10 protein-coding genes are annotated in these 15759 nt (G+C 76.4%); all 10 read left to right on the forward strand.

Features of this window, described 5'->3' with window-relative positions:
- Positions 1-166 precede the first annotated feature (166 nt).
- The 10 genes from ABEB07_RS09965 (at position 167) to ABEB07_RS10010 (ending at position 15392) form a co-directional block, all read left to right on the forward strand.
- A complete protein-coding gene (locus ABEB07_RS09965; RefSeq protein WP_176146919.1) occupies positions 167-790 on the forward strand; it encodes a response regulator transcription factor in 624 nt (207 codons plus the stop codon).
- The gene (locus tag ABEB07_RS09970) at positions 787-1428 is read left to right on the forward strand and encodes a helix-turn-helix transcriptional regulator (protein ID WP_345667927.1); all 642 of its coding nucleotides are present in this window, start codon (positions 787-789) and stop codon (positions 1426-1428) included. The genes ABEB07_RS09965 and ABEB07_RS09970 overlap by 4 nt, the downstream gene beginning before the upstream one ends.
- An 890-nt stretch (positions 1429-2318) precedes the next feature.
- Positions 2319-5510, forward strand: coding sequence for an amino acid adenylation domain-containing protein (locus tag ABEB07_RS09975; RefSeq protein ID WP_345667928.1), 3192 nt, complete (start codon positions 2319-2321; stop codon positions 5508-5510).
- A gap of 30 nt (positions 5511-5540) precedes the next feature.
- Positions 5541-6833: a diaminobutyrate--2-oxoglutarate transaminase gene (locus ABEB07_RS09980; protein WP_345667929.1), complete on the forward strand. Its 1293-nt coding sequence runs from the start codon at positions 5541-5543 to the stop codon at positions 6831-6833.
- A 28-nt stretch (positions 6834-6861) separates the two neighbouring features.
- Positions 6862-7821: an ornithine carbamoyltransferase gene (locus ABEB07_RS09985; protein WP_176146922.1), complete on the forward strand. Its 960-nt coding sequence runs from the start codon at positions 6862-6864 to the stop codon at positions 7819-7821.
- Between the two features lie 54 nt (positions 7822-7875).
- Positions 7876-10206: a lantibiotic dehydratase gene (locus tag ABEB07_RS09990; protein WP_345667930.1), complete on the forward strand. Its 2331-nt coding sequence runs from the start codon at positions 7876-7878 to the stop codon at positions 10204-10206.
- A complete protein-coding gene (locus tag ABEB07_RS09995) occupies positions 10203-11729 on the forward strand; it encodes an amino acid adenylation domain-containing protein (protein ID WP_345667932.1) in 1527 nt (508 codons plus the stop codon). The genes ABEB07_RS09990 and ABEB07_RS09995 overlap by 4 nt, the downstream gene beginning before the upstream one ends.
- The gene (locus ABEB07_RS10000; protein ID WP_345667934.1) at positions 11726-12673 is read left to right on the forward strand and encodes a pyridoxal-phosphate dependent enzyme; all 948 of its coding nucleotides are present in this window, start codon (positions 11726-11728) and stop codon (positions 12671-12673) included. The genes ABEB07_RS09995 and ABEB07_RS10000 overlap by 4 nt, the downstream gene beginning before the upstream one ends.
- A gap of 149 nt (positions 12674-12822) precedes the next feature.
- A complete protein-coding gene (locus ABEB07_RS10005) occupies positions 12823-13083 on the forward strand; it encodes an acyl carrier protein (RefSeq protein ID WP_164589339.1) in 261 nt (86 codons plus the stop codon).
- An 11-nt stretch (positions 13084-13094) separates the two neighbouring features.
- Positions 13095-15392, forward strand: a complete 2298-nt coding sequence (locus ABEB07_RS10010) for a lantibiotic dehydratase (RefSeq protein ID WP_345667936.1) — start codon at positions 13095-13097, stop codon at positions 15390-15392.
- Positions 15393-15759: the final 367 nt, after the last annotated feature.

Below are 15759 nucleotides of genomic sequence, written 5' to 3' on the forward strand. Positions count from 1 at the left end.
GGCACGGGGCGGCCACCTGGGCGTATCCGGGGCCGGGCCGCCGGGGTCCACCCGGGGTGGTCGGCGGAGTGGGGGAATCCGGGTAATCGCGCCCCATGCGGCGCGCCGCGCCGGTTGCCGAGACTCCTCGCCGAGAGGTTCGACCCGCGCTGATCGAGGAGTACACATGGGCAACCCCCTGTCGTTGTGCGTCGTGGCCCTGGACCCGCTGCTCGAAGCCGGCGCCGTCGCCGCCCTGTCCGGCGACCCGGACATCGCACTGGTCCGGCCGGAGGAGAGAGCCGACGTGGCCGTGGTGATCTTCGATCGAGTGGACCGTCAGGAACTCGACCTGGTGGCCGCGACCGGTGCCGGACCGCACCGGCCCGCCATCATCGTGATCGCCTCCGACATGTCCCCGGCCGAGGCCGCCGAGGCCATCAACGCCGGGGCCCGCGGCCTGCTGCGCCGGCACGAGGTCAACGCCGACCGGCTGGCCCGCACCGTGCGGACGGTGGCCGGCGGCGACTGCACCGTGCCGCCCGAGCTGATCGACGGCCTCCTCGACCAGAGCGGCGAGGCCGACGCGTATCACGGCTCGCGGGGGCGCGGACCGGACTGGGGTCTGGACGAGCGGGAGCGCGCGGTGCTGCGGATGGTGGCCGACGGCCGGGAGACGGACGAGATCGCCAGGGAACTCTGCTACTCCCCGCGCACGGTGACCACCGTGGTCCGCGACATCACGCAGCGGTTCCGGCTGCGCAACCGCGCCCACGCGGTGGCCTACGCCCTCCGGACGGGCCTGCTGTGAGCGGCCTGGTCCTCGAAGCGGCGCCGGACGCCGGACGCGCCGTCGGCGCGCTGCGCGTGCGCCTCGGTCCGGCGGGCGGCGCGGCCCGCGACACGGTGGCCGCCGGGCTGCGCCGGGCCGGCATCGAGCTGGTGGCCGGGCGCTGCGACGAGGCCGTCCGGGTGGCCGTCGGGCGGACGCCCGGCGCGGCGCTCGACGGCTGGCCGGAAACCGGCGGCGGCCCTCTGCTGCTGGTCGCCGACACGTTCACCGCCGCGGGAGTGCGGCAGGCCGTCCGGGCGGGGGCGGTGGCCATGCTGCAGTCGGCCGAGGCCACCCCGGAGCGTCTGCTCACCGCCGTCCACGCGGCCCGCTACGGCGAGGGCCGGATGTCCTACGGCGTCCTGGTCCGCCTCCTCGACCAGGCGGACGGCGGTGCCGCGGAGCGGCGGCGTCCGCCGGCCGACTCGCCGCTGACGGCCCGGCAGAAGACGGTGCTCGCGCTGGTCGCCGAGGGGCACGGCAACGCGGCCATCGCCCGGGAGCTCTCCTGCTCCCAGCACACGGTGAAGAACGTCATGTACGACCTGATGACCCGCCTCCAGGTCCGCAACCGGGCCCACGCGGTGGCCTACGGCGTCCGCACCGGCCTGATCTGACCCGGCCGCGGGCCCGGCCGCCGAAGAGCGGTCGCGGCCCTGGCCGTCCCACCGCTGGCCCGGTCGCGAGGCCCAGCAGCGGACCCGATCACCGGTCGCGGCCCCGTCCACCCGACGCTGGGGCCGGCCGCACCCCCGGCCGCCCGGCCGCGCGGCCGCAGTCCCGCCCGCCCGACCGCGGGCTCGGTCACGGCGCCGACTGCCCGGCCGCAGACCCGGTGACCGGTCACGCGCCCCCGGTCGCCCGGTCCGAGGACCAGTCACGCCCCCGACCGCCGGACCCGGCAGCGGCCCCGCCGCCCCAGACCCGGTGACCGGCCCCGGCACCGGCCGTCCGGCCGCGCACCCACCCGATCGCCCGACACCGGTCCCGGCAGGGGCCCCGGCGCGAACCCCGCCCTCCCACCGCAGACCTGACCGTCCGGCCGAGAGCGTGGCCGTGGCGTCGGCCACCCGGCCGCGCACCCGCTCGCCCGGCCGCGGCCTCGGTCGCCAGGCCCGGTCGCGGACCGGCCCCGCCCCGCCCCGCCCCGGCCACTCGGCCGTAGGCCCACTCGCGCACCCGGCCGCCCGGCCGCCCGGCCGCGTACCCGGCCCCCTCGCACCCCGCCCGCAAGCCCCAGGCAGCCGCACCGGCCGCGAACCCGACGGTGGCCCCAGCCACCGCCCCACCGCCGCCCGGCATCCCCTCGCACCCTCGCCGCCCGGCACCCCCTCGCACCCCGCCCCCACCCCAGCCACACCCCCCAACAGAGACATTGACGCAGCAAAAGGCGCGGCGGGCGTTGCCGCTCCTTCCCTACTGCGGTGCCTCGGGGGGACGGCAAGCTCCGGACGTGCCCCGACCACCCGAGGCGCGACGACCTACCCGACTCCTCGGAGGTGAGCCGGTGGACCGCTGTGACGGCCGGACGACATCCTTCTCGCAGCAACGGCTGTGGTTCCTCGACCAACTGCGGCCCGGCACGGCCGACCATCTGCTGCCGATGGCGCTGCGCCTGCGCGGCGGCCTCGACGCCGAGGCCCTCGCCGCCGCCCTGGGCGACGTGATCGACCGGCACGAGGTGCTGCGCACCCGGTACGCGGCCGCCGACGGCGAGCCGGTGGCCCTCGTGGCGCCGCGGGTCGCGGTCCCGCTGGACACGGTCGAGGCGCCCGGCGCCGACGCGGCCGGCGTCGCCGAGGTCCTGGACCGCGCGCTGCGCCGGCCGGTCGACCTGTCGACCGCGCCGCCGCTGCGGGCCACCCTGGCGCGGTTCGCGCCCGACGACCACCTGCTGGTCGTCGTGGTGCACCACATCGCCTTCGACTTCTCGTCCTGGAACATCCTCACCCGCGACCTGGCCGCGGCCTACCGCGCCCGGACCACCGGCGTCCCGCACGGCCTCCCGGAGCTCCCCCTCCAGTACGCCGACCTCGCGGCCCGCCAGCGCGAGCAGTCGGCCGGCCCGCGGCTCACCCGCGGCCTCGACCACTGGCGCACCCGTCTCGCCGACCTGCCGCCGCTCGACCTGCCGACCGACCGCCCCCGCCCCGCCGAGTTCGACGGCGCCGCCGCCGTGACCCGCTTCACCCTCCCGGCGGACCTGGTGGCGCGGGCCGATCTGCTGGCCAGGTCGCACCGGGCCACCCGGTTCATGGTGCTGCTGGCGGCCTTCCAGGCGCAGCTGGGCCGCTACAGCGGGCAGCGCGACTTCGCCGTCGGCACCCCGGTCGCGGGCCGCGGCCAGGCCGCCGCCCGGGATCTCATCGGACCTTTCGTCAACACCGTGGTCCTGCGCGCCGACCTGTCCGGCCGGCCGAGCTTCGGGGAGCTGGTGGACCGGGTCCGCAACGCCTCCCTGACCGACCTCACGCACGCCGACGTCCCCTTCGAACGCGTGGTCGGCGAGCTGGCCCCGCCCCGCGACCTCAGCCGCAACCCCCTCTTCCAGGTCTCCTTCCTCACCCTGGACGCCCAGGCCGCACCGCCCGACCTGCCCGGCCTGTCCGTCGACGTGCTGCCCACGCCGGTCGCCGGAACCCCGTTCGATCTCGCGCTCGACCTGCTCGGCCGTCCCGACGGCGCCCTGGTGCTGCGCCTCCAGTACGCCACCGCGCTGTTCACCCCCCAGACCGCCGCCCGCGTCACCGAGGACTACGTGCGGCTGCTGCGCGCGCTGCTCGCCGCGCCGGACGCGCCGCTGGCCGACGCCGTCGCCGCGCTCGCGCCGCTGCCCGGCGGGGAGCGCCGCCGCCGGCTCGCGCTCGGTCTGGGCGAGGCCCGCGCCGTACCCGCGCACACCGTCACCGACCTGTTCGAGCGGCAGGCGCGCCGCACCCCGCACGCCACCGCCGTACGCTCCCGGGACGGCGAGCTGACCTACGCGGAACTCGACGCGCGGGCCGACGTACTGGCGCACCGGCTGCGCGGCCTCGGCGTCGGCCGCGGCGCCCGGGTGGGCGTCCTGCTGGAGCGCGGCACCGGGCTCCTGGTCGCCCTGCTCGGCGTGCTCAAGGCGGACGCCGCGTACGTCCCGCTCGACCCCCTGCACCCCGCCCGGCGCATCGGCAGCCTGATCGAGGGCACCGAGGCCGCCGTGGTCGTCACCTCGGGACCGCTGGCCGAGCGGGCGGAGGGCACGCGGGCGAGGGCCCTGCTGCTCGACGCCGCCGTGCCGCCGGCCGGTGCGGTACCGCGGCCGGAGCGGACCACCGGCCCGGACGACCTGGCGTACGTGTTCCACACCTCCGGCTCGACCGGCGCCCCCAAGGGCGTGCAGATCCCGCACAGCGCCCTGACCAACTTCCTGCACGCGATGGCGGCCCGGCTGGAGCTGACGCCGGGGCACACCGTCCTCGGCGTCACCACCGCCTCCTTCGATCCCTCGATGCTGGAGCTGTGCCTGCCGCTGCTGACCGGCGCCCGGCTGGTGCTGGCCGACGCCGAGCAGGCCCGCGACCCCGAGCGGCTGATCCGGCTGCTCGGCGAGGCGCGCCCGGACCTGCTCCAGGCCACCCCGTCGATGCTGCGGATGCTGGTCGACACCGGCTGGACGCCCGCCCCCGGCCTGACCGTGCTGTCCGGCGGTGAGAAGCTGCACACCGATCTGGCCGCGACGCTCGCCGCCGGCGGCGCCCCGGTCCTGGACCTGTACGGGCCGACCGAGGCGACGATCTGGACCAGCGTGGCCCGGCACGGCGCCGACGGGCTGGTACGGGAGTGGGCCGCGGTGGACAACACCACCGTGCGGGTGCTCGACGACCGGCTGGAGCCGGTGGCCGAGGGCGTCACCGGACACGTCTGCATCGGCGGCGACGGGCTCGCCTGGGGCTACCGGGGTCGGCCCGGCCAGACCGCCGGCGTCTTCCTGCCCGACCCGCACGCCACCGCGCCCGGCGGCCGCCTCTACGCCACCGGCGACCTCGGCCGCCTGCGTCCGGACGGCTCGCTGGAGATCCTCGGCCGCAGCGACCACCAGGTGAAGATCCGCGGCCACCGGATCGAACCGGGGGAGATCGAGGCCGCGCTGCTCGCCCTCGACGGTGTGCGCGCCGCCGTGGTGCACCCGACGCCGGACGCCGACGGCGGCCGGCAGCTCACCGCCTACCTGGTCGCGGAGGACGCCGGGAACCCGCCCGCGCCGGACACGCTGCGCGCCGCACTGCTCGACTCCCTGCCGCACCACCTGGTGCCGGCCGCGTTCGTCCTGCTGGACGCCATCCCGACCGCGGTCAGCGGGAAGGTCGACCGTCACGCGCTGCCGGTGCCCGCGCCGCAGGCCGCCGGCCCGGCCGCCGCTCCCCGCACCCCGCGCGAGCGGTCGGTCGCCGGGGTGTGGGAGGAGGTGCTGGGCGCCACCGGGATCGGCGCCCACGACGACTTCTTCCTGCTCGGCGGCCACTCGCTGCTCGCCACCCGGGTGTCCGTGCGGCTGCGCGCCGCCCTCGGCGTGGACGTCCCCGTACGGGCGCTGTTCGACCACCCCACCGTCGCCGCGCTCGCCGCGGCCCTGGAGGGCTATCCGCGGCTGGCCGCGGACGGCCCCCTGCCGCGGCTGACCGCCCGCCCGCGCGGCGCGCGCACCACCGCCGGCCGCTGACCGAAACCGCCTCCTCGCCCAAGGACCGCCATGACCCTCGTCGCGACCACCGAATCCTCCCTCCGGGAGCAGTCCGACACCTCCGTCTTCGAGAAAGTCGAGTCCGAGGTGCGGATGTACTGCCGTACCTTCCCCGTGGTGTTCGAGCGCGCCAAGGGCGCGCTGCTGCACACCGACGACGGCCGGGCCTTCATCGACTTCTTCTGCGGCGCCGGCAGCCTCAACTACGGGCACAACCACGACGCCGTCAAGGACCGCATCCTCGGCTACCTCGCCGCCGACGGCCTGATGCACGGCCTGGACCTGCACACCGTCGCCAAGCGCGACTTCCTCACCCGTCTCACCGAGGTCGTGCTGCGGCCCCGCGGTCTCGACTACAAGGTGCAGTTCACCGGCCCGACCGGGACCGACGCGGTGGAGGCCGCCCTCAAGCTGGCGCGCCGGGCGACCGGCCGCACCGGCCTGACCGCCTTCACCGGCGCCTACCACGGGATGTCGCGCGGCGCGCTGGAGGTCACCGGCAGCCGCCGGGCCCGCCGCGCGGGCGCGGTCGCCGGCGGGGACGTGACCTTCGTGCCCTACGAGGACGGCCCGCTCGGCCCGTTCGACTCGATCGGCCTGCTGGAGCGGCTGTGGACCGACCCGTCCTCCGGCACCGAGCCGCCGGCGGCCGTCGTCGTCGAGGCGGTGCAGATGGAGGGCGGCGTGTACGCGGCGAGCCCGGAGTGGCTGCGCCGGCTGCGCGAGGTCACCGAGCGGCACGGGGTGCTGCTGATCGTGGACGAGATCCAGACCGGCTGCGGCCGCACCGGCGCGTTCTTCGGCTTCGAGGAGTCCGGGATCGTGCCGGACGTCGTCACCGTCTCCAAGTCCCTCAGCGGCTACGGGCTGCCGCTCTCGCTCACGCTGTTCCGGCGCGAGCTGGACGTGTGGCAGCCCGGCGAGCACACCGGCACGTTCCGCGGCAACCAGCTCGCCTTCGTCGCGGCCACCGCGGCGTGCGAACTGTGGCAGCGCGAGGACTTCCTGACCGGCCTGCGGCGCGGCGCCGACCGCCTCGCCCGGTTCCGGGCCGAGATCGGCGCGCTGGACCCCCGCCTGGTGCTGCGCGGCCGGGGCATGGTGCTCGGCATCGACACCGCCGGGGCCGGCGGCGCGGAGCGGGCCGGGCGGATCCAGCGCCACGCCTTCGAGCACGGCCTGATCGTCGAGCGCTGCGGCCGCCACGACGAGGTCCTCAAGGTGATGCCCCCGCTGACCATCGCGCCCGCCGTGCTCGATCAGGGCCTCGGCATCCTGCGCGACGCCCTGCAAGCGAACTGACGCCCCGCCACCCGAGGAGGAACCCCTGATGCCTCGATCCGACCGCCGCCACCTGATCTCGGTCGACGACCTCACCGACCGGGAGCTGCGCTGGCTCGTGCACCGCGGCGCCCAGTACGCCGCCGGCGAGTGCGAGGACGCCCGGCCGCTCTCCGACGCCGTCGTCGGCGTCCTGTTCCGCAAGACGTCCACCCGCACCCGCACCGCGTTCTCGGCCGGCGCGCTCCGGCTCGGCGGGCAGCTGATCACCTACGGCCCCGGCGACCTCCAGGAGAACACCGGGGAGAGCTCCGAGGACACCGGGGACGTGCTCTCGCGGATGCTCGACGTGCTGGTGGCCCGTACCGCGGGCAGCACCGAGGAGCTGCGCGCCTACGCCGCCCAGCGGCGGATGGCCGTGATCAACGCGATGAGCGCCGCCGAGCACCCCACCCAGGCCCTCACCGACCTCACCACGATGCTCGGCCGGTTCGGGCGCATCGAGGGGCTGCGGGTGCTGTACGCGGGCGAGGGCAACAACACCGCCTCGGCGCTCGCCCTGGCCCTGAGCCGGTTCCCCGGCACCGAGCTGCACCTGCGGACCCCGCCCGGCTACGGACTCGACCCGGCCTTCCTCGACCGGGCCCGCGTCCACGCCAAGGAGTCCGGCGCGCTGATCGAGGAACGCCACCACATGGCCGACCTGCCGCAGGCCGACATCGTGTACACCACGCGCTGGCAGACGACCGGCACCACCAAGCCCGACCCCGACTGGCGGCGCGTCTTCGCCCCGTTCCGGGTGGACGCCGCCGTGCTGGCGGCCTGTCCCGGCGCCGTCTTCATGCACGACCTGCCCGCGCACCGCGGCGACGAGGTGACCGGCGAGGTGCTGGACGGCCCCGCGAGCATCGCGTTCCAGCAGGCCGAGAACAAGTACCACAGCGCCCGCGCCGTTCTGGAGTGGTGCCTCGGCGGCATCCCGGCGGACCGGCCCTGCCGGCCGGCCTGACCACACGCCGGCCGCCGGTCCCGCGCACGTTTTCCCCAGGGAGGTAGCACAGCAATGTCCGACACCATCAGCATGCCCGGCGGCGGGTGGCGCCTGTGGCGGCACTTCGCGCTCCGCGGGCCCGGTTTCCCCGCCGCGGGGGTACTCCGGCTGGCCCCGGAGGGCCTGGCCTCGGCCGCGGACAAGTTCGCCCCCGGGGAGGTCTTGGCGGGGGCGGACTGGGAGGCGTTCCAGGAGGACTTCTCCGAGGCCGCCGTGCGCACCGCCCGCGACCTCCAGGAGATCGCCGCCTCGGCGCCGTTCCGGGCCGCGGTCGCCTGGCAGAACCGCGCGGTGCTGCGCACCGGCATCAAGCCGTTCCTCGACTGGACGCCGTCCGCCCAGGGCCGCACCAGCATGCCCCGCCAGCGCGAGGAGCTGGTCGCCCACTACTGGCAGCGGTTCTGCGTCAAGAACGACACCATCGGCTTCTTCGGACCGGTCGGCTGGGGCGCCTTCGACACCGCCCGGCGCGGCGTCGAGGTGCACCCCGGCGCCGGGCTGGTCGCCGAGTCCCGGGTCTACTTCTCCAGCTGGTCGATGGACGCGCTCGCCAAGGCGATCGACCGCGACCCGCGGGTGCGCGCCTGGACGCCGCCGCGCCAGGTCCCCTTCGTCCGGGTGGTCGACGGCACGGTGCGCCTGCCCGGCCGTCCGCCGCAGCCGGCCCCCGAGCCCGCGCTCACCGTCCTGCGCCTGTGCGACGGACGCCGCACGCCCACCGAGATCGCCGGCCTGGCCGCCCGGGAGCTGGGCCGCGAGGTGCCGGCCCCGGAGGTCACCGAGGCCCTGGAGTGGCTGGTCGCGCGCCGCCTGATCGGCTGGAAGCTGGACGTGCCCGCCGGCACCTACCCCGAGCGGGAGCTGCGCGCCCTGTTGGAACGCATCGGCGACCCGGCCGTACGCGAGCCCGCGCTGGCCAAACTGGCCGTGCTGGAGAGCGGCCGCGACCGGGTGGAGCGGGCCGGTACGGACGCCGAGGAGCTGACCGCCGCGCTCGCCGCCCTGGAGGCCGGCTTCGCCGAGATCACCGAGGTGTCCGCGGTCCGCGAGAAGGGCGCCAGGACCGCGCCCAACCGCGCGCTGGTGTACTCCGACTGCCGCCGCTCCGCCACGGCGACCGTGGGCACCGCCGTCCTGGAGCAGCTCGCGCCGCTGGAGCTGTGCCTGACCGCCGCCCGCTGGATGACCAACCGGTACGCGCGCACCGTCGGCGCCCGCCTCCACGAGGCCTACGAAAAGCTGCGCGCCGAGCACGGGCAGGTCGACCTCGGCTCACTCTGGTTCGCCTGCCTGCCCGCCCCGCACCCGAGCTCCATCGCCGACATCGAGCGCATCCAGGCCGAGCTGCGCGAACGCTGGAGCCGGATCATCGACGCGCCGCCCGGCGCCCGGCGGGTGACGCTGACCAGCGCCGCCATCGCCGACCAGGTGCGCGAGGCGTTCCCCGAGGGCGGCCGCGGCTGGTCGCTCAGCCGGTACGTCAGCCCCGACCTGATGATCGTCGCCGAGGACCTGGCCGCCGTGGAACGCGGCGAGTTCCAGCTCGTCATCGGCGAGCTGCACGTCGCGATGAACACCATCGGCCAGTCGCTCTTCGTCCACCAGCACCCCGACCGTGCCCAGCTGATCGAGGAGACCACCCGCGACTTCCCCGGCCCGCGGCTGCTGCCCATGCTGCCCAAGGAGCTGCCGCTGAAGTGGTCCGCCCGCAGCCGGCAGTCCCTGGAGCGCCCGGAGGACCACTACGTCGCGCTCGCCGACTTCAGCGCCGACCCGCACCGCCCGCGCACCGTACGCTCCGCCGACGTGCGGGTGGAGGAGCGCGACGGACGGCTCGCGGCCGTACTGGCCGACGGCTCGGTCTTCGACCTGATCGACGTGTTCTGCCACGCGCTCAGCAACCGTGTGATGGACCGCTTCACCCTGCGCGCGGACGGCGACCACTCGCCCCGCATCACCATCGACTCCACCGTCGTCGCCCGGGAGTCCTGGCGGTTCGCCGGCTCCGCGCTGGCGTTCGCCGACGACAAGAGCGAGGCCCGCCGCTTCGTCCGCGCCCGCCAGTGGCGCGACACCCACGAACTGCCCCGCTTCGTCTTCGTCGTCTCCCCCACCGAACCCCGCCCCTTCTTCGTCGACTTCGACAGCCCCGTCTACGTCAACATCCTCGCCAAAGCCGCCCGCCGACTCGCCCGCAAGGACCCCGCCGCACAACTCACCGTCACCGAGATGCTCCCCACCCCCGAACAGGCCTGGCTCACCGACGACCAGGGCCGGCGCTACACCTCCGAACTCCGCCTCGTCGCCGTCGACCGCACTGTCGCCCCCGGGGAGCCGGCATGAGCGCTCGCGCCCGGACGACCTTCGTCGACGCCCTCCGCGCGCACGCCGACCGCGCGCCGCGCTCCCCCGCCCTGCTGACCGCCGAGGGACCGACCGGCTACGGCGAACTCGCCGCCCGGATCGAGCGGCTCGCCGCCCACCTCGCGGCGCACGGCGTGGGACCGGAACGGGTGTGCGCGGTGGCCCTGCCGCCCGGCGTGGACGCCGTGGTCGCGACCGCCGCCGTCGTCCGGGCCGGCGGGGCGTTCCTCACCCTGGACACCGGCCTGCCCGACCGACGGCTCGCCGCGCTCGCCGCCGGCGGCGGCGCGACCCTGCTGCTCACCGGCGCCGCCCTCGCCGACCGCCTCACCGCGCTGGTCGACGCGCCCGCCGTCCTGCTCGACCGGCTCCCGGCCGCCGACCCGCCGCCGGCCGTCTTCCCCGCCACCCATCCGCGCTCGCTCGCCTACGTCAGTCACACCTCGGGCTCCACCGGCGCCCCCAACCCCGTCCTGATCGAGCACGGCGGCCTCGACACGTATCTGCGCGCCGTCGTCCGCGACAACGACCTCGGCCCCGGCACCGTCGCCCTCCAGCTCGCCCCGCCCGGCTACGACGCCTCCATCCGGGACACCTTCGCGCCGCTGGCCGCGGGCGGATGCGTCGTCCTGGTCGAACGCTCGCGCCTGCTGCGCGCCGAGTCCTTCGCCGACACCGTCGCCGCGTACGGCGTCGACACCCTCCTCAGCACCACCCCCTCCTTCCTGAGCTTCCTCGCCCAGTCGCCCGCGGCCGCCGGACGGCTGCGGTCGCTGCGCCTGGTCTGCTCCAGCGGCGAGTCGCTGCGCCCCTTCCTGGCCGCCGGCGGCCGCGCGCTGCTCGGCGGCCGGCTGGTCAACCAGTACGGTCCCAGCGAGTGCACCATGACCTCCACCCGCTACGAGGTGCCGGCCGCCCCCGACACCTCGGCCGACACCGTCGGCACCGCCGTCGACGGCGCCGTGGTGCGCCTGCTCGACGCGCGCGGGCGCGAGGTGCCGGCCGGGCGGACCGGCGAGGTGCACATCGGCGGCGCGGGCGTGGCCCGCGGCTACGGCGGGCGACCCGGCCTGACCGCCGACCGGTTCCCGCCCGACCCGTACGGGCCGCCCGGCGCCCGGCTCTACCGGACCGGCGACCTCGCCCGGCGCTCCCCCGACGGGACGCTGGAGTACCTCGGCCGGGCCGACCGCCAGATCAAGATCCGCGGCCACCGCGTGGACCCGGCCGAGATCGAGGGCGCCCTGCTCGCCCACCCCGAGATCACCGGCGCCGTGGTGACCGCCGAGACCGACGAGCGGGGCCGCACCTGGCTCGGCGCCCACGTCACCGGCCCGCCGGAGAGCACCACCGACGCCCAGCTGCGCGCACACCTGGCCCGTACCCTGCCGCCGCACATGATGCCGCGGCGGTTCACCCGGCTGGAGCGCCTGCCCGTCACGCACAGCGGCAAGGCCGACCGCCGCGCGCTGCGCGCCCGCGCGCCGGAGCCGGTGTCATGACGGCCGCCGACACCCGGATCGCACCGGCCGCCGTGCCGGCCGCCGCCGACCGGATCGCCCCCCATGTCCGGCACACGCCGCTGCTGCGCGGCGACCTGCTGCCCGGACTGCTCGTCAAGGCCGAACACCTCCAGCACAGCGGGTCGTTCAAGCTGCGCGGCGCGGCCAACGCGATGCTGGCGCTGGGCGCGGACGAGGTGGTCGCCGGCTCCTCCGGCAACCACGGCATCGCGGTGGCCACCCTCGGCCGCGCCCTCGGCGTCCGGGTCACCGTGGTGATGGCGGCCGGCGCCGCCGAGGCCAAGGCGGCGGCCGTCCGGGCGCTGGGCGGCCGGGTCGTGCGGGTGCCCGGCGGGGTGGCCGACCGCGACCGGCACGCCAAGGACCTCGCCGCCCGCACCGGGGCCGCGCTGGTGCCCTCCTCCGACCACGAACTCGTGGTGGCCGGACAGGGCACCGTCGGCCTGGAGGTGCTGCGCGACGCCCCCGACATCGACACGCTCGTCGTGCCGGTGGGCGGCGGCGGTCTGCTGGCCGGCGTCTGCCTGGCCGCCGCACACCTGCGCAGCGCGGTGCGGATCGTCGGCGTGGAACCCGAACGCACCCGGCGCTACGCCTGCTCCCTCGCCGCCGGCCACCCGGTCGAACTGCCGCCCGGTGACTCGGTGGCGGACGGACTGCGCGGCCAGCGGCCCGGCGAGGTGATCCTGCCGGTCGTCCGGCACCGGGTCGACGAACTGGTCGGCGTCGACGACCGGGCCGTGCTGCGCGCGATGGACCTGCTGCACCGCGCCGGCATCCCGGCCGAGCCGAGCGGCGCCGCCGCCCTGGCCGGCGCGCTCCGGCTCGGACCGCCCGGCCGCTGCGCCGTCGTCGTCTCCGGCGGCAACACCGCCGCCGCCCTGTCCACCGCCCGGGCTACGCCCGCGGCCGCCGCCCGCTGACGGCTGACCTGCGACACGTCGCACCGGCCGCCGGGCGCGCCGCGTCACGCCTCTCCCGCTCACACCCGCTCACACCCGCACAGCTCACGTGCACCCCCGCACCACTCACACGTGTGCACACCGAACACCCCTCACCGGAAGGACCCACCATGAACCCCGTCGACACCGCCGAACTCACCGGGCTGATCACCGGCTACTACCGCGAGACGCTCGGCGACGACACCCTCGACGCCGCGAGCGACTTCTTCGAGGCGGGCGGCGACTCGCTCGCCGCCTTCCAGATCGTCGGCCGCCTGCACGAACTGCTCGACGCGGAGATCGCCGTCGCCCTGGTCTTCACCTACCCGTCCCCGGCCGAGCTGGCGCAGGTCGTCGTCGACGACCTGGCCCTCGCGCCCGCGTCGGCCTAGGGGCGGCCGGGATGAGCGAGGGAACCGTCTCTCTGAGCGGCCGCTGGCGGCTGTGGGACCAGGTCGCGGTACGCGGCACCGGGTTCCCGGCGAACGGGGTGCTCCGGCTCGCGCCGGAGGGCCTGGCGGCGGCCGCGGACAAGTTCGGGCCGCGCGACGCCCTGTCGGGGGCGGCCTGGAAGGTCTTCGAGGAGGAGTTCACCCGGGCCGCCGCGCTGGCGGCCGCTGACGCGCAGGAGATCGCCGCCTCCGGACGGTTCCGGGCGGCGGTCGCCTGGCAGAACCGGGGCGTGCTCGACTCGGCGATCCGGCCGTTCCTCAACTGGTCGCCCGAGACCGCGGGCCGCACGTTCAAGCAGCGCCAGCGCGAGGAGCTGGTCGCCCACTACTGGCAGCGGTTCTGCGTCAAGAACGACACCATCGGCTTCTTCGGACCGGTCGGCTGGGGCGCCTTCGACACCGCCCGGCCCGGCGTGACCGTCGAACCGGGCAGCGGGCCGACCGCGTCCTCGGAGGTCTTCTGGTCCAGCTGGTCGGTCGACGCGCTGGCCCGGGAGATCGACGCCGACCCCGCGGTGCGCCCCTGGACGGCGCCCCGCCGGGTGCCGTACGTCCGGCTGGAGGAGAACGCCGTACGGATACCCGCCAGGCCGCCGCGCCCGGTGCCGCCCGAGACGCTGCGGCTGCTGCGGCTGTGCGACGGCACCCGCTCCGTCCCGGCGCTCCAAAGGGAGTTGGGGCCGGACACGGACGTACCCGCCCTGCTCGACGAGCTGGTCCGGCTGCGCTGGATCACCTGGCGGCTGGAGGTGCCCGCCGACATCCGGCCCGACCGGCGGCTGCGCGCCGCTCTGGAGCGGATCGGCGAGCCGGGTCCGCGCGCGGCCGCGCTCGCCCGGATGGACGAGCTGGAGAGCGCGGTCGAGGGCGTCCGGGCGGCCGCCGAGGACCCCGAGCGGCTGGTCGCGGCCCTCACCGCCGTCGAGCAGACGTTCCAGCGGGTGACCGAAGCGGCCGCCAAGCGCGAGAAGAGCACCACCACGGCGCCCGGCCGCGCCGTGGTCTACTCCGACAGCCGCCGCGCCGCCCGGGTCACGCTCGGCGGCGACGTCCTGGCCGCGCTCGCCCCGCTCGACCTGCTGATGTCCGCGGCCGCCTGGCTCTCCGGCGCCCTGGCGGCCCGGGTGAGCGAGCGCGTCACCGAGGTGTACGAGCGGCTGCGCGCGGACGCCGGTCCCGGCCGGCCGGTGGACCTCGCCGCGTTCTGGTTCGCCTGCATGCCCGTCCTGCACGGGGCCGCGGTCGCCGACGCCGCCGAACTCCAGGCGGAGTTCGAGCGCCGCTGGCAGCGGGTCCTGCCGGACACGGAAGGGGTGCGGCGGGTCACGGTCGCGGGCGCGGACATCGCCGGCCGGGTGGCGGAGGTCTTCGGTCCGGCCGCCGCACCCGGCTGGAGCGCGGCGCGGTACATCAGCCCGGACGTGATGATCGCCGCGCCGGACGCCGCCGCCGTCGCCCGGGGCGAGTTCGGCCTCGTCCTCGGCGAACTCCACCTGGCCGCCAACACGCTCGGCAACGAGCTGTTCGTCAACCAGCACCCCGACCCCCGCGAGCTGTTCGAGCGGACCGACCGCGACCATCCGGCGCCCCGGCTCATGCCGCTGCTGCCCAAGGAGCACAAGTCCCGGCTCTCCGCCCGGATCCGGCACGCGCTGGTACGGCCTCAGGACTACCAGGTCGCCCTGCTCGACAACACGGCGGACCCGCACCGCGACCGCACCGTGCCGAGCGCCGACGCCGTGGTGGAGCGCCGCGAGGGCCGGCTGTGCGTGGTGCTGCCCGACGGCGCGGTGTTCCCGGCCGTGGAGGTGTTCGCGCATGTGCTGACCACGCTGGTGACGGACCGGTTCCGGCTGCTGCCGGAGGCCGACCACTCCCCCCGGGTCACCGTCGACCGGATGACGGTGGCCCGCGAGACCTGGCGGTTCGCCGGCTCCGCGCTGGCCTTCGCCGACGACAAGAGCGAGGCCCGCCGCTTCGTCCGCGCCCGCCAATGGCGCGACACCCACGAACTGCCCCGCTTCGTCTTCGTCGTCTCCCCCACCGAACCCCGCCCCTTCTTCGTCGACTTCGACAGCCCCGTCTACGTCAACATCCTCGCCAAAGCCGCCCGCCGACTCGCCCGCAAGGACCCCGACGCACAACTCACCGTCACCGAGATGCTCCCCACCCCCGAACAGGCCTGGCTCACCGACGACCAGGGCCACCGCTACTCCTCCGAACTCCGCCTCGTCGCCGTCACCGACTGAACCGTCCCACCGGAACCGCGCCTTCGCGCCGCGGTCTCCACCCCGCACCGCCGAACCGGGCCGGGCTCCCCACCAGGAGCCCGGCCCGTTCGCACGCGCGGGTGCGGATGCGGGACGCGGCCGGTGCCCGGCTGGGGCAGAAGCCTGCCGTGAGCGCGCGGTGGTGCGGCCACGCGTCCCGGGCACCGGCCCGCACGCGCGGACACAGACCGCCACCCGCACCTGCGGCCCCGGACTCGGCCCCTCGGCCCCGCACCGGCACCCGCACCTGCACCCCCACCCGCGGCGCCGGAGCCGCACCCGCAGACCCGCAGCCACACCCGCACCCGCACACCTGCGGGCACGAACCACACCCGTGCCCGCCGCC

It is taken from the genome of Streptomyces similanensis, from assembly GCF_039543625.1.
GTDB classification, from domain to species: domain Bacteria; phylum Actinomycetota; class Actinomycetes; order Streptomycetales; family Streptomycetaceae; genus Streptomyces; species Streptomyces similanensis.

Excerpts from the sequence above, each read along its gene's own strand:
- ABEB07_RS10000 (WP_345667934.1), top strand. The coding sequence starts at position 11,726 with ATGACGGCCGCCGACACCCGGATCGCACCGGCCGCCGTGCCGGCCGCC.
- ABEB07_RS09990 (WP_345667930.1), top strand. The coding sequence starts at position 7,876 with ATGTCCGACACCATCAGCATGCCCGGCGGCGGGTGGCGCCTGTGGCGG.
- ABEB07_RS09995 (WP_345667932.1), top strand. The coding sequence starts at position 10,203 with ATGAGCGCTCGCGCCCGGACGACCTTCGTCGACGCCCTCCGCGCGCAC.
- ABEB07_RS09985 (WP_176146922.1), top strand. The coding sequence starts at position 6,862 with ATGCCTCGATCCGACCGCCGCCACCTGATCTCGGTCGACGACCTCACC.
- ABEB07_RS10010 (WP_345667936.1), top strand. The coding sequence starts at position 13,095 with ATGAGCGAGGGAACCGTCTCTCTGAGCGGCCGCTGGCGGCTGTGGGAC.
- ABEB07_RS09965 (WP_176146919.1), top strand. The coding sequence starts at position 167 with ATGGGCAACCCCCTGTCGTTGTGCGTCGTGGCCCTGGACCCGCTGCTC.
- ABEB07_RS09980 (WP_345667929.1), top strand. The coding sequence starts at position 5,541 with ATGACCCTCGTCGCGACCACCGAATCCTCCCTCCGGGAGCAGTCCGAC.
- ABEB07_RS10005 (WP_164589339.1), top strand. The coding sequence starts at position 12,823 with ATGAACCCCGTCGACACCGCCGAACTCACCGGGCTGATCACCGGCTAC.